17 protein-coding genes, 1 tRNA gene and 1 pseudogene are annotated in these 22883 nt (G+C 64.3%); 2 read left to right on the plus strand and 17 right to left on the minus strand.

Features of this window, described 5'->3' with window-relative positions; translation table 11 throughout:
- Window positions 1-104: 104 nt before the first annotated feature.
- Window positions 105-1661: an ABC transporter substrate-binding protein gene (locus FG93_RS07775; protein ID WP_043233444.1), complete on the minus strand. Its 1557-nt coding sequence runs from the start codon at window positions 1659-1661 to the stop codon at window positions 105-107.
- A gap of 227 nt (window positions 1662-1888) precedes the next feature.
- Here FG93_RS07775 and FG93_RS07780 point away from each other — a divergent pair, with 227 nt between their 5' ends.
- Window positions 1889-2692: an IclR family transcriptional regulator gene (locus FG93_RS07780; protein ID WP_043233446.1), complete on the plus strand. Its 804-nt coding sequence runs from the start codon at window positions 1889-1891 to the stop codon at window positions 2690-2692.
- Between the two features lie 281 nt (window positions 2693-2973).
- Complete coding sequence (locus FG93_RS07785) at window positions 2974-3408, plus strand: NUDIX hydrolase (RefSeq protein ID WP_043233448.1); 435 nt, start codon at window positions 2974-2976, stop codon at window positions 3406-3408.
- Between the two features lie 61 nt (window positions 3409-3469).
- Here FG93_RS07785 and FG93_RS07790 read toward each other — a convergent pair whose 3' ends face one another.
- The 16 genes and pseudogenes from FG93_RS07790 to FG93_RS07865 all read right to left on the minus strand — a co-directional run bounded on the left by FG93_RS07790 (window position 3470) and on the right by FG93_RS07865 (window position 22615).
- Complete coding sequence (locus tag FG93_RS07790) at window positions 3470-4483, minus strand: inorganic phosphate transporter (RefSeq protein WP_043233449.1); 1014 nt, start codon at window positions 4481-4483, stop codon at window positions 3470-3472.
- Window positions 4484-4495: 12 nt separating this feature from the next.
- On the minus strand, window positions 4496-5140 hold the full coding sequence (locus FG93_RS07795) for a DUF47 domain-containing protein (protein ID WP_043233450.1): 645 nt from the start codon (window positions 5138-5140) through the stop codon (window positions 4496-4498).
- Window positions 5141-5309: 169 nt separating this feature from the next.
- Window positions 5310-5528 (minus strand): annotated as a pseudogene (gene glnQ / locus FG93_RS33820) (glutamine ABC transporter ATP-binding protein GlnQ); the annotation flags it as partial.
- Window positions 5529-5698: 170 nt separating this feature from the next.
- Entirely contained in the window at window positions 5699-6250 is a 552-nt protein-coding gene (locus FG93_RS07805) for a cysteine hydrolase family protein (protein ID WP_081881391.1), read from the minus strand.
- A 66-nt stretch (window positions 6251-6316) separates the two neighbouring features.
- Window positions 6317-7252: a pyridoxal-phosphate dependent enzyme gene (locus FG93_RS07810; RefSeq protein ID WP_348270471.1), complete on the minus strand. Its 936-nt coding sequence runs from the start codon at window positions 7250-7252 to the stop codon at window positions 6317-6319.
- Window positions 7253-7420: 168 nt separating this feature from the next.
- A complete protein-coding gene (locus FG93_RS07815) occupies window positions 7421-8479 on the minus strand; it encodes a substrate-binding domain-containing protein (protein ID WP_161783789.1) in 1059 nt (352 codons plus the stop codon).
- The gene (gene alr, locus FG93_RS07820; RefSeq protein ID WP_081881376.1) at window positions 8472-9683 is read right to left on the minus strand and encodes an alanine racemase; all 1212 of its coding nucleotides are present in this window, start codon (window positions 9681-9683) and stop codon (window positions 8472-8474) included. The genes FG93_RS07815 and alr overlap by 8 nt, the downstream gene beginning before the upstream one ends.
- The gene (locus tag FG93_RS07825) at window positions 9680-11539 is read right to left on the minus strand and encodes a hydantoinase B/oxoprolinase family protein (RefSeq protein ID WP_052513483.1); all 1860 of its coding nucleotides are present in this window, start codon (window positions 11537-11539) and stop codon (window positions 9680-9682) included. Before FG93_RS07825 ends, alr begins: the two co-directional genes overlap by 4 nt.
- A gap of 4 nt (window positions 11540-11543) precedes the next feature.
- Entirely contained in the window at window positions 11544-13649 is a 2106-nt protein-coding gene (locus FG93_RS07830; protein ID WP_043233452.1) for a hydantoinase/oxoprolinase family protein, read from the minus strand.
- Window positions 13646-14641 carry an ABC transporter ATP-binding protein gene (locus FG93_RS07835; RefSeq protein ID WP_043233453.1) on the minus strand — a complete coding sequence of 332 codons (996 nt, stop codon included), beginning with the start codon at window positions 14639-14641 and terminating at the stop codon, window positions 13646-13648. The genes FG93_RS07830 and FG93_RS07835 overlap by 4 nt, the downstream gene beginning before the upstream one ends.
- 1 nt (window position 14642) lies before the next feature.
- Window positions 14643-15593 carry an ABC transporter ATP-binding protein gene (locus FG93_RS07840; protein WP_043233454.1) on the minus strand — a complete coding sequence of 317 codons (951 nt, stop codon included), beginning with the start codon at window positions 15591-15593 and terminating at the stop codon, window positions 14643-14645.
- Window positions 15590-16519, minus strand: a complete 930-nt coding sequence (locus FG93_RS07845; protein ID WP_161783790.1) for an ABC transporter permease — start codon at window positions 16517-16519, stop codon at window positions 15590-15592. The genes FG93_RS07840 and FG93_RS07845 overlap by 4 nt, the downstream gene beginning before the upstream one ends.
- 28 nt (window positions 16520-16547) lie before the next feature.
- A complete protein-coding gene (locus FG93_RS07850) occupies window positions 16548-17483 on the minus strand; it encodes an ABC transporter permease (RefSeq protein ID WP_043233457.1) in 936 nt (311 codons plus the stop codon).
- An 11-nt stretch (window positions 17484-17494) separates the two neighbouring features.
- Complete coding sequence (locus FG93_RS07855; protein ID WP_043233458.1) at window positions 17495-19063, minus strand: ABC transporter substrate-binding protein; 1569 nt, start codon at window positions 19061-19063, stop codon at window positions 17495-17497.
- Window positions 19064-20013: 950 nt separating this feature from the next.
- Window positions 20014-20089: transfer RNA gene (locus FG93_RS07860), tRNA-Ile, on the minus strand.
- 120 nt (window positions 20090-20209) lie between these two features.
- A complete protein-coding gene (locus FG93_RS07865) occupies window positions 20210-22615 on the minus strand; it encodes a methyl-accepting chemotaxis protein (protein WP_043233459.1) in 2406 nt (801 codons plus the stop codon).
- Window positions 22616-22883 lie beyond the last annotated feature (268 nt).

The following is a 22883-nucleotide window of genomic DNA, read 5'->3' on the forward strand; positions in this document are numbered from 1 at the left end:
CACGACTCAAACCCGGAATCGTCGTCAGGAAGAGGCGCGTCACAAAGTCCTGGCGTCATGCCGTCCCGGACCGCCGCCGCGCGGCATCCGGGACGGCAAAGGCCTCACTCCTTCCAGGCATCGCGGAAGCCGTCATCGACGCCGATGCCGGTGGTGACGAGGTTCTTGACGTTGCAGCGATAGATCGTCGGGAAATCCATCTCGAGTAGCCAGAGCACCGGCAATTCGTCTGCAAGCAGTTTCTGTACCTTGGTGTAGAGCTCCTGGCGCTGCGCATCGGTCGGGGCGATGGCGGCCTCGGCGAAGAGCTTGTCGACCTCAGGGTTAGAATAGCCGCCGACATTGGCGAAGGGATTGCCCTTGGCGATGTTGCTCGAGATGTAGCTTCGCGCCACCCCCATCGCAGGATCGCCGAGCTGGTAGAGGAAGTTGAAATTCAGGTCGAAGTCCCAGTTGCTGGCCTTCTGGGTCCAGCCAGGGACGTCGGTATTCTCGATCTGAACCTTGACCCCGACATCCTCGAGATTCTGCTTGATCGCCTCGGACCAGCGGCTCCAGGTCTCACCATAGGGCAGGTTGAGCAGCTTGATCGTCTCGCCCTTATAGCCGGATGCCTTGATCAGCTCCTTCGCCTTGGCCGGATCGAAGGCGTATTTCGGCACGTCGGACGAGTAGAAGCGCGTCTTCGACGAGATCGGCCCCGTCGGCAGCTTGCCGAGCCCGCCCCAGACCACGTCCTTCCCGAATTCGCGGTCGATCGCGTACATCAGGCCCTGGCGGAACTGCTTGTTGCCGAGGATGCCGTTGCGCACGTTCGGCGTCAGCCAGGCATGCGGGGCGAACATTTCCCAGCCTTTGGTCGTCACGCAGGTGTTGGGCAGCTTCGAGAGCCGCGCCACGTCATAGACATCGACTGAGCCGCCGGTCAGCACATCGACCTTGCCGGTCTCGTAGGCGACCGCGCGCGCCGCCGCATCCGGGATGATCTGCCAGTAGATCTCGTCGAGGTTCGGCTTGCCCTTCAGCCAGTAGTTCTCGTTCTTGACGAGGTGGATATAGGAGCCCTTCTTCCACTCCTTCAGCTTGAACGGACCGGTGCCGATTGGCGTGTTGTTCGCCGGATTCGCGCGGTAATCGGTGCCATCATAGATGTGCTTCGGGATCATCGGGGCCGAAGCGACTTCCTGTGTCATGATCAGCGGGCCGAAGGGCTGCTTCAGAGTGATCTTGACGGTGAGATCGTCGACCTTCTCGATCTTCTCGACCTGGGCATTGACGATCGGCCGCCAGCGCGGATGAACCTCGCGCAGGAACTTGTCGAGCGTGAACACGACGTCATCAGCCGTGAAAGGCTTGCCGTCATGCCAGGTCACGCCCTCCTGGAGCTTGAAGGTGTAGACCTTCGCGTCTGGAGAAATCTCCCAGCTCTTGGCGAGCGAAGGCTGCGGGTTGAGCTTCTCATCGTAACGCAGCAGCGACTCGTAGATATTGCCGGCGACCATATTGGTCGGGCCGTTCTGGTTCAGCCCCTGCATCAGCATCGGAGGCTCGGGCTGCACCACGACATGCACTGTGCCACCCTTCTTCGGCTCCTGCGCGGTCGCGGCCCCGAGCGCGAGCACTGAAGCGGCAAGCGCCAAGCCAAGTCTCAATCCGGTCATCGTTGTTCTCCCGTTCCCCTGTGCCGGTTCCGGCAGCTGCGTGAGCGCACCGGACACGGCCTCTCTTTCAACTGGCATCGCGGCCTAACGGGATCGCACCCGAATATGTGCCGATTAGCAAGCTCCACGCCATTGAAAGCCAAAGTCAAAATTCGTGTCAATGGTTGACATGCCGTGTTATTAGACGACACGATGAAAGTTCAGGCGATTGGCGCTGCGAGAGGGCTATGAACAGTGCAGGCGACAGCCGGACCGCAAAACTTCCGCCGGGCGTCCCGATCGTTAGGGCGCTCGACCGTGCCATCGCCCTGCTCCGCGCTTTCCGCCCCGAACAGCCACGTCTGGGTCTGAGCGAACTTGCGCGCCAGGTCGGCCTCGACAAGGGCACGACGCGGCGGCTGCTGCAGACATTGCAGCTCAACGAACTGGTCGAGCATGACGAACGCTCGCAGACCTACGCATTGGCGGTCGGGCTGATCGAACTCGGCAGCGCCGTGACGACCGGGCGCGAGCTCCGGGACGTGGCCGGCCCCTATCTGACCGAGATCGCCGAGAAGACCGGCGCGACCTCGTTCCTGTGGGTCCATATATCGGGCCGGGCACTGTGCGTGGACCGGGTCCGCGCCTCGCTGCCGCATGTCGACGCGACATGGTTCGCGGTTGGCGCCCAGGCGCCGCTGAACTGCGGCGGTGGCCCACGCGTGATCCTGGCCTATCTCGACGAGGTGCAGCGACGGCAAGCACTGGCCCTGGAACTGCCAAAGCGCGCGCCAGCAAGCCAAACGGACCCCGAACGGCTCTGGCGCGAGGCCGACCGCATTCGCGCGCAAGGCTGGGAACTGGCGGCCGACGACTTCTTCATTGGCTTGACCGGCGTCGGCGTACCGATCTTCGACCGCAGCGGCGCGCTCGCCGGCGCACTCAGCATCTCGTCGCTGACCTCGATCGTCGCGCCTGAAGGACGCCCGGTGCATCTCACTGCCTTGCAGGATGCTGCCATGCGCATCGGGGCGCGCCTCCTCCCCACCTGATCGACACCCGCGCGCGCAACCAATTGGGGAAAAGCAGCAGGTTCCGGTATTGGACGTAGGTGCGTGAAGAATCCGCCGATCGGTGAACGCCAGCCTGCGGACATGAAGCCGGAGGTCGGCCTCTCAAGGGCTTCGCGCGTTGATGCCGCTGCCATGAAGCACATGGCCATCGCCGCTGAATCGGTCAACCTACCGCCTGAAAGGCATTGAACAGTTATTCCATTGATTTGCCGGCTCGCTAACATAGATTCTGTTTGCGCACGGGGAGGGCTCACGTTTCGATGAAGAAGGCGAAGTCAGGATCGGGGAAGCCGCGCTCGCAGATCGCCGCGCTCCCCATCCGCCGATCGCCGACAGGGGAACCGGAACTCCTCCTGGTCACGACACGCACGACCCGGCGATGGATCGTTCCCAAGGGCTGGCCCATCAAGGGCAAGAAGAACCACGAGGCGGCGGCGATCGAAGCGCGCGAAGAGGCCGGCGTGATCGGCAAAGCCCACAAGAAGCCCGCGGGGCGCTACATCTATTGGAAGCGGATGAACGACCACTTCGTGCTCTGCAAGGTGGCGCTCTATATTCTTGACGTCGAGCGGCGGCTTGAAAAATGGGCCGAGCACAATCAGCGGCTTTCCCACTGGTTCACGCTTGAAGATGCAGCCGAGATTGTCGACGAACCCGGCCTGAAGGCTGCCATCCGTTCGCTGGAGCTGAACTGACCGGCTTGGCGCGCGCGCGCAGGCTCGGCGCCATACGCTCGACAGCGTTTCCTCATCCGGTTCACCGGCCAGTCAGGAACAGGCCGGAGACAAAATAGGCGATAGCCGAGATCAGCCCGGACATCGGCATCGTCACGATCCAGGCGAAGATGATTCCGCGAGCGACCCCCCAACGCACGGCTGTCACGCGCCGCGCCGCACCAACACCGATGATCGCGCCCGTGATCGTATGCGTCGTCGAGACCGGGATGCCGAGATAGGTCGCCATGAACAGCGTGATCGCGCCGCCGGTCTCCGCGCAGAAACCCTGCTGGGGCGAAAGCCGGGTGATCTTCGAGCCCATGGTATGGACGATCCGCCAGCCGCCACAGAGCGTGCCGAATGCCATGGCCGCCTGGCAGGAGATGACAACCCAGAACGGCACCGAGAATGTCTCGCCCATCATGCCGTGCGAGAACAGCAGCACCGCGATGATGCCCATCGTCTTCTGCGCATCATTGGCCCCGTGCCCGAGCGAGTAGAGCGAAGCCGAAACGAACTGCAATACACGGAAGGTGCTGTCGACCTTGATTGGCGCCACGCGCAGGAACACCCAGGAGACGACCAGGACCAGGAGCAGCGCGAGTGCGAAGCCAATGGCGGGAGACATGAAGATCGCGACGAAGGTCTTGCCGAGCCCCCACCAGACGATCGACGAGAAGCCGGCCTTGCTCAGCCCGGCCCCGACCAGCCCGCCGATCAGCGCATGCGACGAACTCGACGGAATACCTGCGATCCAGGTGACGACGTTCCAGACGATGGCGCCCGTCAAGGCGCCGAAGATGACGCGGTCATCGACGATCGCGGTCTGGACGATGCCGGACCCGACGGTCTGGGCGACATGCAGGCCGAAGAACAGGAACGCGATGAAGTTGAAGAAGGCAGCCCAGAACACCGCCCAGCGCGGCGCCAGAACCCTGGTCGAGACGATGGTCGCGATGGAATTGGCCGCATCGTGAAGTCCGTTCAGGAAATCGAACAGAAGCGCGACCGCGATCAGGAAGACCAGGGCAAAAGCGACGCTTGAGAAATCCACCGGGCGAACCACTCAAAGATGTTCGAGGACGATACGGCTGACGCGCTTGGCGACATCCTCGAAGCGGTCCACCACCTTTTCGAGATGATCGTAGATTTCAGCGCCAACGATGAAGGCCATGGTGTCCGAGGTCTGGTGTGCCTTGAACAGCTCTTTCAGGCCCTGGTCGTAAAGCTCGTCGGACCGTTCCTCGATGGACCGGATGTCCTTGGCGAGCGCACCGATCGACATCGCATGCTTCTTGATATCGCGCAGCAGCGGCAGCAGCACGACGACGCGCTCGGATGCCTGGACGATGACAGCCCCGAGTTCCTTCATGCAGGGCTCGAAGCTCGCGACCTCGAACAGCGTGATCGCCTTCGCTGTCTTCTGCATCTGGTCGATGGCGTCATCCATCGAGCCGATCAGTTCCTCGATATCGCCACGGTCGAAAGGCGTGATGAAGGTGCGACCGACTTCCAGCATCACCTCCGCGGCGATCTCGTCAGCGCGGTTTTCCTGGGTGAGGACCTCGGCGCAACCTGCCGCCACCGGGATCTCGCCGCTGAGCAGGCCGTTCAGGGCCACGGCGCCCGCCACCAATGTCCTGGAGTGGCTCTCGAACAGGTCGAAGAACTTGGGCTCCTTGGGCAGGAGCTTCTGAAACCAGCCGAGCATCGGCGCCTCGTTATGTCATCGATCCGTCACAATCGCGATAAGCGGTTGGTATATCGCTGTAAAGCGAGGTGCCCGGCCTTATACGGCGTCGCGGCTGCGTTACCGGCGCCCAGGATCCGCAATCTTGTGGGTAAACGTCAATGGCAAAGCGGCGCAGCTTCGACTCATGCCGCGGTGCGATGCCGCCTAGGAATATCCTCGTACTCTCATGCAGAGGGGCCACGAAGACTTCGGCCGGTGGCGCCACTTCAGTTATCTCGTCACTAGCCATGAAAATCACGCGGTCATGGGTGACGCAGATCATCGTTATCCCCTCCTCGGCCAACGAGATCATCGTGTCGAGCAGCTCCTTGATCTTTTCCGGGTCGAGGATGGAGGTTGGCTCGTCTAAGGATCTTCGATCGGGCGAGAAGCCGTCTTGCCGTCGCCTCGGCCAGCACGCCCGAGGCGACGCGCCAATCCATCGGCGCCGGGATGGGCCTGGCCGGCGTTCCAGGAGCCGACATAGGCCCGCTGGATGCTGCTGAAGAAGCTCTCGACGGCGTTGGTATTCGTGCCTCACACGACCTGTACGCGTCCGCCGAACCCGGAACGAAACAGAGCTTCGTGTGCATCCTGATCCGGGTCATAGCAGCAGTCCTGAACCAGGCGCAGATCGTAATCCGCATCACTGGCCCAGGCGACGCTTGAAAGAACCACGCCGGTGGTGCTGATCCCCGCCATCACAAGCGTGCTGACACCGCGCGTCCGAAGGTCGGTGTCGAGTGACGTGCCATAAAAGACGCTGGCTCGCGGACAGGCATAGACAAGGTCACCTCGTTCGATCGCGAGCCCTGCGACGGGCAGACCGGTCTTAAATCGCCCGCTGGGCAGATAGGGGGTGATCTGGCGGTTATTCGCCGGCGGCGCATGTTCATACTCTTCGCCCAGCGAAAAATTCGGGAACAGCACCGGTCGGCCAGTGGCGCGCCAGCTCCGGATCAGTGCGTTGCACCGATCCAGCAAGGGCGATGGCTGCTCCCCGAACAGGATCTCGAACACGTCAACTTGATAGTGCATGATGACGAGGGCCGCCCTGTCGATGTAGCTGGCCTGAAAATCGACTGACATCACAATCATCCAAAGTTGAACTTGAACCAGATATCGATACTTGTCAGCGCAATCATAGACTTGATCCTATGGATCACTCGCTGACGAGAGACTGTGGCGCCATGTATTCAATTGCTCCACCGTCGACGTCGCCCCACCGCAAACGATGACCAATATGTTCTGATAATCGGCGAGTTCCTTTACGTTCTCGTAGATCGTGGCGATACTCGCCCCGCATGCCGGTTCGACCACGACGCGATGGTCGTCCAGGAACCGCAGGCAGGCGTCCACTGCCTGAAGGTCCGAGACCACGGCGCAGTCGATGCGATGGTCGGCAGCGAGAGCGAAAGCATGCTCCGAGACCTGGCGCGCACCGAGCGAGGTGGCGATACTCTCGATCGCCGGTAGAACGATGCGCTCGCCCCGGGCAACCGACTGGGCAAAGGCGGACGCGCCGGTCGTCTCCACCGCAAGAACGGGAATATTCAGCTTGTGGCGCTGCAAGCCTTCGACGACGCCGCTCAGCAATCCCCCGCCGCCGACCGAGAGGACGACGAGGTCAGGCTGCACTCCGTCTTCGACCACCTCATCGATGATCGTCGAGTGCCCTCGCCACACCACCGGGTCGTCGAAGGGGTGGATGAACGCATCGTTGTCACCCAGCATCGAAAGCGCGCGCTCGTTTGCCGCCTGCCAGGACGCGCCATGAATCAGGACATCGGCATTCATGTCCGAGATCAGGCGACAGGCCCTTGGCGATGTCGTCTCGGGAACGACAACCGTGACCGGGATGTCGAGTTCACGCCCGGCATAGGCGACGGCGATCCCGGCGTTGCCGCCAGACGAGCTGACGAAACGCTTGACCCCGCGCTTTGCATGTTCCTGACACGCAAGCCCAATGCCGCGGAGCTTGAAGGACCCCGACGGTTGAAGGGATTCAAGCTTCAGCCACACCGTTCGCCCGCTCGCCCGGGAGAGAGAAGACGAGTGGTAAGTCGGCGTTCTGACATGGAGGGACATCATGACCTTCCTCTCCACCACCGTGGAGCCCTGACGATCGATCAGCGATCAGCAACGATGATGCGCTGGCTACAGCATTTTCGAGCGAAGTGGACACCGGTTCGCGTGAAGAAAATGCGATAAAACAAAGAGCTAGAGCATTTCCGCGGTTCGGAGAAACACGGAAATGCTCTAGACATGCCCACCGCCACCATCGTTCAAGGGCGCCGTGGAATGCCGGATCTTGAGTTGCATGCCGACGGATAAGCGCTCCGACGCCGTTTCCGGTTGCTTGTCGGCCATCTTCTTCAGCAGCAGAGTGGCTGCGAGCTGGGCTACTTTGGTGCCATTGCCGCGCACGGCCGTGATCGATGGCGTCATGACCTCCAGGATACTGGCGTCACCGATCGACACGATCGACATGTCGCGCGGCAGCACGAGGCCGCGTTTCGCGCAGAAATGCAGGATGCCGGGGATCTCGTCGATATTGGCGATGATCGCCGTGATCGGCCGCTCTACACGGCACAGGGCCTCCAGCTTGCGGGCGCCGAATGCGCCCACCTCGAAGATACGGCCTGCTGGCGGTTCCAGCCTCCGGGCCGTGAACGCCGCATCGAAACCGGCCCGCTGCTCCCGACCAACCCAGGTGTCGAGATGGCCGGCAACGAGCGCGATCTCGCGGTGCCCCAACTCCAGGAGATGCTCGGTTGCCCTGCGGGCGCCGACACGATGCTCCGTCAGGACGGTATCGAAACCGCCATCGGGGCTGCGCTCCCAGAGCACCATGGGAATATTGATGGCGGCGAGCCGCCGCGCCGTCTCCGGGTCGTTATCACGATTGACCGCCAGGAGCATGCCATCGACGACGCGGTTCTGCAGCAAGGACAGAATCTCGGCCTCGCGGCTGTCGTCGAAATGCGTACTGGCGACAATCAGCGTGTACCCGGCCCGACGCAGGGTGTTTTCCGCGGCTGCGATCATTTCAGCCGCTATAGGCTGGCGGATATCCGTGACGAGGCAGCCGACGGCGTAGCTCTTTCCGAGCCGCATCGAGCGCGCGACGGAATTGGGGTGATAGCCCAGATCCTGGACGGCTTTGAAAACCTGTTCGCGCAAATGAGGCGCGACATTCTCGTTTCCGTTGAGAACACGTGAAGCGGTACCGAGCCCGACACCGGCTCGGCTCGCGACATCCTTGATCGTGATCGGCCTGGGCTCGGCCGCCGACTGCCTCGTCCCCCCTTTAGCCACGCCAACCGTCCCTCTCCTGCCCCAGGCCGACATACACGTGCGGCAATGAGCGCGCGAGCCGCGGGACCAGTTCGATGACCGTGATGCCGATCGCCCTGGCGAGATCATGGATCGAGATCTCTTCGGTGCCCTGCCGCCCCAGGACCACGACCTCATCGCCGGGCGCGGCCTCGGCAAGGGCGGTCACGTCGATGACCGAATGCTGAAAGGTCCGGCGCCCGAGCACGGGGCATCTCCGGCCGCGGATCAGAACCTCACCGAGCGGCGGAATATGGTTCAGCCCATCCCAGAAGCCGATGGGAGCGACCGCGGTCCGCATGCCGCGTTCGATGGCGATCGGCGCGCCATAGCCGATCCCCAGCACTGTTCCCGGAGGATGCTCCTGGACCTGGATGATCCGCGACTTCACGGCCGTGAGCAAAGGCGAGAGGCCGCCAATCTCCATCCAGTTCTCATCAAGCCCCCCGCCATAGATCAATCGCCCGGGGTCGACCGCATTGAAGAGCATGTCGGGATAGGCGAGCACGACGCGGCTCGAGGCCAGCATGAGGATGAGATCGTCATGGCCGGCAGCCGCGGCATCGGCTGCTGCCTGCCGGAAAAGCTCGGCCTGCTGCCTGCTGATATCGGGGTCATCGGGCGTGCTGAGATGCGAGTACAGGCCTCGCACCCTGACATGATCGGCCGTGCGAAGACGTTGCAACACGCCTTGCCATTGCTGCGGGCGCAGGCCGTAGCGGCCAAGCCCGCAATCGACCTCGACAAAGACCTCGATCCGATCGCCCGCCGCGAGCACGGCGTCCATATCGGCCAGGCTCTGGACCGTGACCGTGGCGCCGAGCCGGGCGGCGGCCGGCAAATCGTCTGGCGTGGTCGACGCGAACAACAGGACGGGAAGCGAGGTGCCGGTGCTGCGGATCGAAACGACCTCATCGGGGCTGCCGGCGCAGAAGCCGTCGACACCGGCGCGTTCCGCGGCCTTGGCGACCGCAGCGGCGCCAAAGCCAAATCCATCGCCCTTGCAGACGAAGTAGATGCGGACATCCGGGCCGACCAGACTGCGCGTTGCCGCGACATTCCGACCGAGCGCGTCGAAATCGAGCTCCGCCCAGCTTGGCCGCAAGAGTCGGGCGAGATCGTGCCGATGGCAATCGGTCCGGTTGTGGCCAGGGTCGATTGCCGAGAATGCGGTTTGCGCAGTCATGCCGCTTCTCCCTCATGGTCCCGGCTCAGCGCCGCCCGGCCTTGGTCCCCTGCCATGAAGAGCCGGAGCTGCGCTTCGGCCAGCCTGGGCAAATCGGCTGCGAGGCCATCGCGACGAGCCTCCGTCGCGAGCGGGTCTGCGCGACCGTTCGCTCCTGTGACGACGCCATAGACGTCGCGCGCGAACTCCCTGGTGAAGCGGCCGTCGCGGACATCGTCGGCGACATGGTCCAGGTCGCGCTCGAGCGGATCGCCATTGCCTGCCCCGCCGGGCGCGACATGGGTGAAGAGATCACCCTTGCTCAGGGCGAGCGTTCGCATCGGCATCACCGGGAGGAGATCGGCCTTGCCGTTCCGATCGAGGATATTGAGGGACGGAGAGCCGGGACATCCGCCGAAGAGGCCGGGCGGCAGATGCGCGCGCCGGTCGGAACGGATCGTCAGCTGCGCGTCATCGCCGAGGATACGGTACGACCGCGTGATCGCCATGCCGCCACGGCGACGGCCGGCACCGCCCGAATTGGCGACGAGACCATAGGTCTCGATCCTCAAGGGATAGCGCGCCTCGATCAGTTCGATCGGCATGTTCGAGAGGTTCGCGCCGGGGTTGGCGATCCCGTCGACCCCATCCTTTCCGGCCCGCCCCCCCCAGCTTCCGAGAATTCCATCGGTGATCAGCCAGGTCTTGCCCTCGTGAATGCCGCTGAGCGACACGGCGGAGGGTCCGCCTTCGCCAGCGGCCGGCATCCGGTCCGGCACGATCTGGGCAAAGGCGTTGAACAGCACATCGAGCATGCGATAGGCCATGACGCCGCGGGCCGCGCAGGCCGCGGGTGGACGCGGGTTGACGATGGTGCCGAGCGGAGCCACGACCCGAACCGGCCGCGTATAGCCCTCGCAGTTTGGAACCGCCGCCTGGACCGCGCAGCGCAAGGCGGCATAGGCGACCGAGTAGGTGATCGCCACGGGTCCGTTGATGGCGCCCGGCACCTCTCCGCTCGTCCCCGTCCAGTCGATTTCCAGTTCGTCGCCTGCCACCGTGACCGTGACCTTGAAGCGGATCGGCCCGCCGCCCTCGCCGAGGCCGTCGATGAAATCCTCGGCCTCATAGACGCCGTCTGGCATCGCGCGGATCTCGTCGCGGACGAGCTTTTCCGCATAGTCGTGCAGCTCCGCCAGCATCCCGCGCATGGCCAGCGCGCCATATTTTTCGAGCACCTTGCCGAAGCCACGTTCGGCAGCGGCGCAGGCGGCGATCTGGGCACGCAGATCGCCCAGCACCTGATCCGGAACGCGGGAATTGACCTCCAGGAAAGCCAGGAGGTTCTCGTCCATCCGGTCTTCGTGCATGACCTTGATGAGCGGGATCCGCAATCCTTCCTGGAAGATCTCGGTTGCATGCAGCGCCATGCTGCCGGGCGCCATGCCGCCGAGGTCGGTGTGGTGGACCAGGCTCGCAACGAAACCTTCGAGAGTGCCGGCGTGGAAGACGGGCTTGACCAGGTAGACGTCCGGCAAATGCATGCCGCCGGCGCCGTAGGGGTCGTTGGTGATGTAGCCGTCGCCCGGCTGCATCCTCCCGCCGAACCGCTTCAGGATGTTGACCATCACGCTCGGGAACGAGCCGAGATGCACCGGATTGGTCAGCCCCTGGGCGATGATCAGGCCGTTTCGATCGCAAAGCGCCGTCGAGTAGTCCATCGAATCCCGGACGATCGGCGAATAGGCGCTGCGCAGGATGACCAGCGCCATCTCATCGGCGATGGAGGCGAGCGCGTTCTTGACGATCTCCAGGGTCACCGGATCGGAGCACGACAATTCGGGGCCAGATTGGGGAGCAGAATGGGCGACAAGCATGACTTCACCTTTCCGAGGCTGTGAGTACGAGATTGCCCAATTCGTCGAGACCGGCCGTCCAGCCAGGCGGAACCACGCATGTGGCGTCGTATTCCTCGACGATCAGCGGGCTTTCCCGGTCGCCGGCCGCGAGATCGAGGCGCGTGATGATCGGCGTCCTCAGATGCCCCCATTCCGGTCCGAACCAGCAGGTCCGCTCCGTTGGAGATCCCGGTGTCGCCGTTCGCGCTGCCGGGGCTGAGGGCCGGTAGGTGGTCCCATCGTTGCGGGGACGGCCGGTCACACGGATGTTGACGATCTCCAGCGGATCGCTCGTCGATGCATGGCCGTAGGTCAGCTTGTGCTCGCGGTGGAAGGCCTCGCCCATGGCAGCGATGTCGATGGGGTCGCCGGGGCGGTCTGTGAGCCCGATCGTCAGCTCATAGGCCTGCCCGGCGTAGCGCAGGTCCGCAAGCCGGTCGATTTCGATGTCCGCTCTCGTGAAACCATCGGCCTCGAGGCCGGCGAACATGCTGGTCTCGAGCTTGCGGTAGGCCCTGTCGAGCGTGTCGGAATCGACGGCGTCGAGGGCGCAGAAATAGGTCTGCATCAGGTCGTGTTCGGTCGTCGAGTAGAGCAGGCCGAGCGCGCTGAAGACGCCGGGATGCGAGGGGACGACGACACGCTTCATGTCGAGGAGGCGCGCGATCTCGGCTGCCACCGCCGGACCGTTGCCGCCGAAGGCGAACAGGGTGAAGTCGCGCGGATCGCGGCCGCGATAGGTCGAGACGGCCTTGACGGCCCGCATCATCGTCGAGGCCGCAATGGCGTAGACGCCATGGGCCGCGGTCTCGAGGTCGAGCCCCGTGGGGGCGCAGACCTGCTCGCGGAGCGCGCGCCGGGAGCGCTCCGCCTCCAGACGCACGGCGCCGCCGGCGATATGGTCCGGATTGATGTAGCCGAGCACGACGAGCGCGTCGGTCAGCGTCGGACGGGTGCCGCCCGTGCCATAGCAGGCCGGGCCCGGTACGGCGCCGGCACTGTCGGGACCGACCTGGATGAGGCCGCCGGCATCGACCCGGATGATGCTGCCGCCGCCGGCGCCGATCTCCGACACGTCGATGAAGGGCAGCTTCACCGCGTGCCCGCCGCCCTTGATCAGCTTGCTCGATATGTTGATCCCGGCCCCGACCTCGTACTCCGTCGTGCGGGCGGGCTGGCCCTGCTCGATGATCGCGGCCTTGGCGGTCGTCCCGCCCATGTCGATCGTGATGATATCATTGGCGCTTCCTGCCGCGCCGATGCGGGCCGCCGCGATGACGCCGGCTGCGGGACCGGACTCGATGATGCAGGCCGGCTTCTCGCTTGCGGACAAGGCGCTCATCACGCCTCCGCTCGACTGCATGACCTGCAGCGGTGCGTGAATGCCCGCATCCCGCAACCGCGTCGACAAGGCACGCAGATAGGAGCGCACGACTGGCCCGAGATAGGCGTTGACCACCACCGTGCTCGTCCGCTCGTATTCGCGGATCTCCGGCAGGACGTCGCTGGAGCAGCTGACGAAGATCTCGGGGCCGAGCATCCCCGTGAGAATCTCGCAGGCCCGGCGCTCGTGCTGCGGGTTGGCATACGCGTGCAGGAAACTGACCGCGACCGCGCGCGTGTCGCTGGCTGCGATGCTGCGCGCCGCCTCGACGACGCTGTCCTCGTCCAGGGGCAGGACGATGTCGCCATGGGCTCCCATGCGCTCGGCAATCTCGTAGCGACGATGGCGCGGCACCAGCGGTGTCGGCTTCTCGTAATTCAGATTGTAGAGCTCGGGCATGCGCAGCCGGCCGAGCTCGAGGACGTCGCGGAATCCATGCGTCGTCAGCAGCGCCGTCGTGGCGCCCTTGCCCTCCAGGATGGCGTTGGTTGCCACGGTCGTGGCGTGGACGACCTCCTCGATCTCGGTGGGCTTGCCGCCAATGCGGTCAAGCAACGCCAGCACGCCTTCGACGATGCCGCGGCTATAGTCGTCCGGCGTCGACGGGCGCTTGAAGGAATGGACCGTCTGACCGTTTTCCAGGAAGGTGATATCCGTGAAGGTGCCGCCGATATCGGCACCCACGCGAAACGAGCGCGCTGTCATAGGTTGGTCTCCGCTAGGTTTTGGACCGAGCTCTGCGCCACGTGGCACCGGACGAGCCGATCGCCGAGGTGAACCTCGGGTGGCTCGCTTTGCGCACAGATCGGAATCCGGTTGCTGCAACGGGGTTCGAAGGGGCAGCCGCCATGGCGGGCCGCTTCGGGCAGGGGCGGTTCGGCTGGGCGATTGCGCCCGGCGAGCCCGCGCGGAATGGCGGCCACCAGGCGCTGCGTATAGGGATGCGCCGGCTCCGCCAGAATCTCTGCGGCAGGCCCCATCTCGACGATCCGGCCCGCATACATCACCAGCACGCGGTCGCAGAACGCCCCGACCAGCCCGAGATCGTGGCTGATGATCACCAGTGTCAGGTGCCTGTCGCGATGCAGTTGCTGAAGCAGCGCGATGATCTCGTTCTGCACGGAGACGTCGAGAGCCGATGTCGGCTCGTCGGCGATCAACACCTCCGGCTGCCGGGCGAGCGCGCGGGCGATCCCGATCCGCTGCTTCTGCCCGCCCGAAAGCTGATGCGGCAGCCGATCGAGCAGTTCCGGCCCGAGGCTGACCTGTGCCAGCAATGCCTCGAGCGCCCCCGGATTGAGCGAGCCCGCGAAGGCTTCGCTCAGGCTGCGCGCAACGGTCTTGCGGGGGTTCAAGGCGGTGTGCGCGCCCTGGAAGACGAACTGGACGCGGTTTCGGAACCGTTGCCAGTCGACGGCCGAAAAGCTGGAGAGATCGCGCCCTTCGAACGAGACCTGACCGCTGCTCGGGCGATCGAGCCCGACCAGAAGCCGCGCGAGCGTCGACTTGCCGCTGCCGCTTTCGCCAACGATGCCCAGGACGTCGCCGGGCCTCACCTCGAAGCTCGCCCCAAGGAGAGCAGACATCGTGCGCCGGTCGAGCAGGCGCGCCAGCGCCGACCGCGCCACGCGGTAGCGCCGGCTGGCGCCTGTGGCGGCAAGAAGCGGCGAAGGGGGGAATTCTTCGGCTCGGCTCATTTCAGGCGCTCCGCCAGCAGGCGCTCAAATGCGCGCCCACACCCCGCAGGGTCGGCCGCAGGGTGCAGTCCGTGTCCGCCAAAGGGCAGCGGGAAAGAAAATCGCAGACGCCCTCACTGCGGTTCCCGGTCAGGCGGCCAGGCGCTGCCGCGCGCAGCGGACGGCCCGGCCGCGGCACGGAGTCCAGCAGGAGGCGTGTGTAGGGGTGACGCGGAGACGTGAAGATCGCCTCCGTGCTGCCGGATTCGACGATCCGGCCGCGATACATCACCGCGATCTGGTCGCAGAACTCCGCGACCAGATCGAGATTATGCGAGATGAACAGCAGGGCGATCCCGAACGTCGCGCTGATGTCCCGCAGCAGCGCAACCACCTGGGCCTGAACGGTGACGTCGAGCGCGGTCGTCGGCTCGTCTGCGATCAGCAGGCGCGGCCGGCAGGCAATCGCCATCGCGATCAACACACGCTGGCGCATGCCGCCGCTGAGCTCATGGGGATATTGAGCGCTCCGGCGGCCCGGGTCGTCGATACCGACCTTGCCGAGGAGCTGTTCGGCCTCCGACCAGGCCGCCCTGGAGCCCGGATCGTCATGGCTGCGGATGGCGTCGACGAGCTGCCGGCCGATCGTGAAGGCGGGATTGAGGGCGGTCATCGGATCCTGGAAGATCATCGCCACCCTGCGGCCACGCAGGTCGCGACAGGCGCTCTCGGGAATGGTCGTGATGTCCTCGCCTTCGAGGCACATCGAGCCACCCACGACCCGGCCCGAGCGTCCAAGCAGGTGCATGATCGCAAGCGCGGTGACGCTCTTGCCCGAGCCCGACTCGCCCACAATCGCCAGTTTTTCGCCGGCCCGCACCTGGAGGGTCACGCCGTGAACCACCGTCCGGGCCGCGGTGCCCTGACCAAAGGCAACGGACAGGTCGTTCAGGGAAAGCACGGGCGCGGTCATAGTGCCGGTCCCCCATCGCGCCGCCGGGGATCGAGCACCGTCCGGAGTGCGTCGCCGACCAGATTGAAGCCGATCACGGTGAGAAAGATGGCAAGGCCCGGCCAGGTCGCGACCCACCATTCGTCGGAGAAGGCGAGCGAGCGCGCATCGGCCAGCATTCCGCCCCAGCTCGGGGTCGGCGGCTGCACGCCGAGGCCGATGAAGCTCAGCGATGCTTCGATGATGATGCCGATGCCGATCAGCACGCTCGCCTGGACGAAGATCGGCGAGAGGATGTTGGGCAGGATGTCGCTGGCCATGATGGACCAGGAACCTGCGCCCTGCAGGCGCCGCGCCGCCACGTAATCGGCCCTGGCCTCGGCCAGCGCCAGACCATGGGCGACACGCGCCAGCCCGGGGATGAACAGCAGGCCGACGAGGAGAATGATCTTGGCTTCGTTGGGGAGCACGAGCGGCCCCAGCTGCACCGAACCGGTGCCGAAAATTCCAACGATCGCGATAGCCCAGACGAGCAGCGGAATCGCCGCGAAGATATCCATCAGGCCGAGCAGGACGGTTTCGACGAGCGTTCCGCTGTAGTACCCGGACAGGATACCGATGAAGAGCCCGCCGCAGAGCCCGATCGCGACTGTCAGCACGCCGATCATCAGGGATCCGCGAGCGCCCCAGACCAGCCGGGCGAGGACGTCTCGGCCGACCTCGTCCGTGCCCAGGAGGAATGACAGTCCCGGAGGCTCCAGCCGATGCTCCATCATCAGATCGAGGGGATCGTGCAGAGGGAGCCAGGGAGCGAGAAGCGCAGCCAGAACGACGAAGCCGACGATGACCAACCCCACCAGGCCGATGCGCGTCTGCGCAAGGCGGCCCATGGGGCCGGCAAGCCCGGACAGTCGGTGCACAGCACGGATGCCGGCGCCCGCTGTCACTGGCGGAGACCCTGTTGAACGCGCAGCGTCAAGCATGTCTCAACCTGGGGTTGATCAGCTGCTGGATGAGATCCGCAGCGAGGTTCGACAGGATGAACATTGCCGTAACGACCAGGACGGTCGCCTGGATCATCGGATAGTCGCGTTGAGTGATGGCGGTCAGCAGCGCACGCGAAAGACCTGGTATGTTGAAGACCAGTTCAATGATGATCGCCCAGCCGAACATATAACCGAAGGACATGCCGGCGACGCTGACGAAGGGTGGAAGTGCGTTCTTCACCACGTAGCGAGCGACCAGACTTCGTCTCAAGCCGAGCGAATGCGCGGTGCGGACGTAGTCCTGGCCCAGGATCTCGATGACGGAGGCGCGCATCAGGCGGCTGAGCGCGCCGATATAGTAGAGCGCGATCGACAGGGCCGGCAGCACCAGGGACGCAAGATGGGCGTGCCAGCCTTCTGCGAGCGGCGTGATCCCGATCGGCGGCACCCAGCCGAGCCTGACGGCAAAGACACGGATCAGGATCAGGGCGAGCCAGAATCCCGGGACCGACACCGCCATCAAAGACAGCACCCGGATCAGGTGGTCCGGCCAGCGATCTTCCGTCAGCCCAGCGATCAGGCCGAGCGGAATCGCGCCGGCCAGCGTCAGGAGAAAGGTCACCAGCACCAGCTCGACGGTCACAGGAAGGCTCTCGCGCAGCTCGACATCGATCGAACGGCCGGTGATGTAGGAGGTGCCGAACCCCGACCGGGGAAGCTGTGCAACCCATGCCGCGTATTGGGCGGGCAGAGAGCGGTCGAGGCCGCGATCGCGCTCGAACTCATGGATCTGCTCGACGGTTGCGTCAGTGCCGAGCACGATCCGCGCGGGCGAAAGCGGCGTCAGGCGCGTGAGCGCGAAGAGGAGCGCGCTGACCACGACGAGAACAGCAAGACTGCTGAGTATGCGACTGGCAAACCACATGGTTTCACGCCTCAGCGCAGGTCGGCGACGGCCGCGTCGGTCAGGCGCAGCGTGATCCCGGTATTCGGCTCGAAGCCCTGCACATTGGAGCGCCAGAGGTTGAAGCTGTGGACCGCGCCGATCCAGGTGGAGGGAGAGTCTGCCGCCAAAATCGCCTGCATATCGGCGAGGATCGGTCCCAGCGACGTCTCGTCGTCGACACGGAAGCTGTCAGCCAGAAGCGTATTGAGCCGATCGTTGCTGTAGCCGGAGCTGCGGGTCATGACCTGGTTCGGCGTATAGATGCCCTGAATGATGAAGGTTGGATCGGACGGACCGATCACCGCCATGAGCGCGGATGTCTGGTTGCCGGCGAAGACCTGTTCGATGAGCTGGCCGGTCTCGAGCGGCTGGAGTTTGACCTTGACGCCGAGCCGGGCCAGCGAGGCCTGGATGAAGAGGGCCGCGTCCGCGACGTCCAGAAGGTAACCCTGCGACGAATACAGCAACTCGAATTCGGCCCCGGAGGCGTAGCGGGACCTGGCGAGATGGGCCTTCGCTTTTTCCAGGTTGAAAGCCAGGCCTTCGGCCACCTTGGCGTTGTACCACCAGGCCGACGCCGGAGCCGGCACCGCAGAGGGCTCGACCAGACCGTTGAAGATCTTCTCGGCAATGGTCTTGCGATCGGTCGCCAGCGAAACGGCCTTGCGGAAATCGGGATCGTCGAACGGTGGCTTACGGGTGTTGTGAATCATCAGCATCATGCTGCCGAGCGCAGGACGGCTCGCCCCGGCGATGCCCTGCGCCTTGGCCTGCCGCAGACGCAGATAGTCGCGGACTGGGGGCGCGCCGATGATGTGCACCGATTTGGACATGAGCGACGCGATGCGAGCCGCCTCCTCGGAGACGATCCGCACGCGCAGCCGGTCCCATCCCGGGAGATCCTTGCGCCAGTAATTCGGGTTGCGGCGGAACTCGACGACATCGTTGGAGCGCGCGGAGACGAAGATACCGGGCCCCGTGCCAAGGCCCTCAGGCCTCTGCTGGAAGATCTCGTTTCCGTATTTCTCGCGGCTCCCGGCCGGGAAAATGCCCATGTACTTGGTCATGTAGTCGAGGAAGGGCCGGAACGGCGCTTTCATCTTGAAGCGCACCTTATGACGCGCCAGGATCTCGACGGATTCGATGTTCGTCCAGACCGAGCGCCTCAGCGCCTTGTTGGCCGGGTCGAGAATATAGTCGTAGCTGTACTTCACATCCTCGGCCGTGAAGGGCTGCCCGTTCTGGAACGCGACATCGTCCCGAAGCTCGAACGTATATTCGGTGCGGTCTTCGGAGATCGCGGGCAACGACTTTGCAAGCAGCGGCCGTCGCCGCCCCTCCCCGTCGATCTCGATCAGGTTTTCGAAAATGAGCTGATTGACCACCATGGCATCGTGGTTGCCCTGGTTGATCGGATCGAAGGTCGATGGGCTCGAAGGGATCGCCACGACCAGGGATCGCTCATCCGCCGCCTGCGCCGGGAATGGCCGTCCAAGCCCCGCGACGGCTGCCGCGCCGCCCTGGAGGAATGTACGGCGATTGAGAGAGTCATAAATCATGGCAATCCCCTCGTGGAAACGTTTCCATCGTTAGTGGAAACGTTTCACCAAGAATCATCTTTGTCAAGCGGCCGGCCCCTCAGCCTCAATCCGCCGCGGTTCACGCTGTTCGACGCCCATTGCCGTCGATCGGACGCCGCAAAACGACCATCCGAATTGGCGTGGAAGGGACGCAGGCCCGTCGAAACGGCGCGAATGACCGGAGGAGCAGACATAGCCGCGAGATGCTTTTGCTTTGCCTCTCGCTCGTCGCAGGATCGTCGTGAATATTTCCAAACCATGCTCGGTAAGGACTGACGGACGGTCCTGCGCCTGTACAAGGTGCGGAGGCGCGCTTAGCGGAGCTTAATTTAAAGGGAGATCAAGCGAGTACGCTTATTACTTTTGCATCGGAAAAGGTTGCGAGCTTTACAGAAAGTCCATTTCGAAGGCTGGGTCGTGTCCCAACTCGTGGTGTAGCTGACGGTAGGGACCGTCGAGCGCCGGCGCTGGCCGGGCTGGTCAGGCCGCCACGGCTGGCAGGCTGACGAGGGGATCATCGCTCATGGGCGCGATGCTCTCCAGCGTGATGTATCGAGCCCGCTGGACGCGTTCAAAGCATCAGTCGTACGATCAACCAGATCCTCGCACCACTGCAACGTCGGATTAGAGGCTCATAGAAGCCCATGAATCCCGGCTCGTCGAGCATCAACGCAGCATTGCCGTCCCTTCCGAAGAGGCAAGTCAGGCTGGAGACACACTGCCCGTTTCGACCAGACATTACGAGCCGCTCTCGGCGTTCTCGCAAATCCTTGGAAAACATGGGGAACTGAAAGCTCGAAGATCGCCGTGCCGTGCTGAAACGCGTGTTCGCCGAGCATCTGCGATCGACCTTGATGTGGGGCTCCAAACCGCCGAAACGACGATGCCTTTCAAGGTCTTGGGGTCGCTACGCGGCGGCCCGGGAAATTTGGTGGGCCGGGCCGGATTCGAACCGGCACCGGCGCTGTTATGAGCAGCGAGCTCTAACCGTTGAGCTACCGGCCCGCCCTTCGCCTAACACCCTCCCCTTCTGTCCCGCAAGACCCCAGACACGGCGCGCAAACAGAAACGGCCCCGCTGCGTCTCGCAAACGGGGCCGTTGCCATGGTGGATGAAGTGGGTCGCTCAGGCCGCCCGGGCCACAGACGCCCCGGGATGCCCGGCGACGTGGCCCTCGCGAAACTGGAAGCGCCCGATATGCTCGGTCAGCGCACGGGTCTGTTCATCCGTCAGCGCGAGCGCGGCATTGGTCTCCTCGACCAGCGCAGCGTTCTGGTGCGCCATCGTGCCGATGCCGTCGATCTCGTTGTTGATGGCGGACACGTCGCTCGCCTGGCTCCGCGCGGTCTGCGAGATGCCGTTCATCAACCCGGAGAGATCGTTGACCGAGGACACGATGCTTCCAAACATCGCCGAGGTCTCCTCGACGAGCCCGACACCGACCGCGACGTCGCCATGCGCGGCTTCGACCAGGCGCTTGACGTCGTTCGAGGCATCCGCCGAACGCTTGGCGAGACTGCGCACCTCAGCCGCGACCACCGCGAAACCGCGGCCGCTATCGCCGGCCCGCGCCGCTTCCACGGCTGCGTTGAGCGCCAGCAGGTTGGTCTGGAAGGCGATCTCATCGATCATCGAGATGACTTCCGAGATCTTGTCGGACGACGCGCGGATGCGACGCATCGCGTCCAATGCCGAGGCGACGACCTTTTCGCCCTGCTGGGCGCGCTGCTCGGCGCTCTCGGCCATGCCCATGGCCTGCGAGGCTTCGTCAGCCGTCTTCTTCACGGTGCCCGCGAAGGCGCCGAGCTGATTGGTCGCCATCGAGACCGCATTGCTTTCTTCCGTCGTCCGCTCGGCGAGGTCGGTGACACCGTCGAGAATCTCGCTCGTCGCGCTGCGCACGGCCGAAACCGTATCCGAGAGACGCGCCAGCGTGCTCTCGAACTCTTCGGCGAGGCCGTTGGCGCCGTCCTTGAGCTCGGCGAAAGCGCCGTGATAGCTGCCTTCGACACGGGTCGAGAGCTGGCCGGCCGACAGCTCGGCCAGCACTTCGCAGGTTTCCGAGAGCCCAGCCTGCACGGTTTCGAGCAGGGCGTTCACCGAACCGGCAAGCGCATTGAGCTCGGCATCGGCGAAGCTTGCCGGGACGCGCCGGCTGAAATCGCCGGCGGCCGCGGCCTCGACCACCTGGCCGAAGGCTTCGCCAAGTTCCTGCATCATCTCGCGACGGCGCTGCTGCGCCAAGGCCTCGTCCTCGATCTTCGCGGCTTCGGCAGCTCGCAGCGCCAGGGCGTTGTCGCGGAACAGCAGCACGCTGCGCGCAATGTCCGAGATCTCGTCATTGCCTCTGGTCTCGACGGTCGCGTCCAGTTGTCCGTCGGCAATGGCCCGGGTCGCCGTCCACAGTTTGTTGAGACGTCCGACGATCATCGGGCGGACATAGAAGAGCGAGAGCGCGAGCGCGATGAGCAGCGAGCCAAGGCCGATTGCGCCGAGCCACCACTTGCTGTCCTCGATCAGGTTACCGGTCGACGTGCCCGCCGAATGAGCCTCGTCGCGGGCAGCCTTGACCAGAGTGTCCACCTCGCGGCGCACCACTTCAGCCGCTCGATTGAGATCGGACAGGCCAGCGCGGATAGCGCCCTGAGTCACGATGTCGCGGTCGCGCACATCGAACAGCCCGCTGCTGCCTTCGGCAACGTTCAGGATCGCATTGACCGAGCGCACGCGCCCTTGGTTCGGCACGATCTTCTCAGCTTCGGCGAGGCCGCTGCGGACGAGCTTGGCAATGGCCTGGAAGCGTTCGCGTGCGGTTCCGAGCTGCGAGCTGTCGCTGATCTGGGCGATCTCGCGCAGGATGCCGCCGAGTTCGCTGACATCGGCCTGCAGGCTCCGGGCCAGGTCGAAGGCCGTAAAGTCGCGGCCGGCAAGGGATTTCAGCGCCGAAGTCAGCTCATCGCCCGATAGAGTGGCCGCATTCTCGATGCCATAGGCGAGATTGAACTTCGCCTCCTCCGCCTCGGTTCCGACAGCCCTGACGAAATCCTCCCGGGCCTTGCCCAGAGTCTCGACCGCGACCTGCGCCTCGCTGCCATTGCGCAGCCTCTGCCCCGTCAGGTCGTTGAGATCGTTGATCTGCCGCGAGAGCTCATCGATCGCCTTCTGGGCCTTCGCCTTGTCCTGCCCGCGATCGGAGATCTTGCGCAGCAGGTCAAACTGCCTGGCTTCGATCAGATCGAGCTCTCCCGTAAGCTCGGACCGTTCCTTGGCATTCTGGACTTCACTGAAGCGCGCGGCGAGCGCGGTGGATTTCGTCGCCGCTTGCGAGAGTTCGAGTGCCAGTTCGACCACCGGCATCTTGTTCTCGATCATGTCGTTGACCGTCTGGTTCACCCGGCCATAGGAAAACCAGGCGACCGAAGATGCCACGATCGTCAATACGGTCAGAATGCCGAGCGCCGCATAGATGCGCGCGGCAATGCCGACGCGCAGCGGCGTGCGCTGCCGCGTGGGCTTCTTGACCTTCTTCATAGTCGTTCTCCGGAATGCATGCAGCGCGCGACGGCGGGGCCTCAGGAAGGAAACCGCGACGCAGACAGCGGGGCCCGGCAGGAGCCTCGTCGGTCAGGCATGAACAGTTCCCCAGCTCTCTTTAGGTCAGCCCTTAGAGTTAGGCTTCTTGAGCCCTAAGATCGGGGACATGCGCTTAAAAAACGCTTAAGTGAGCGCCCTGTTCTGAATCGCCCGACGGAGCGGCCGCTTCAGATTGCGTTAACCTTTGCCGGAGGATGGTTTGCAT

The sequence above is a fragment of the Allobosea sp. LC85 genome (assembly GCF_000735605.1).
Taxonomy (GTDB): domain Bacteria; phylum Pseudomonadota; class Alphaproteobacteria; order Rhizobiales; family Beijerinckiaceae; genus Allobosea.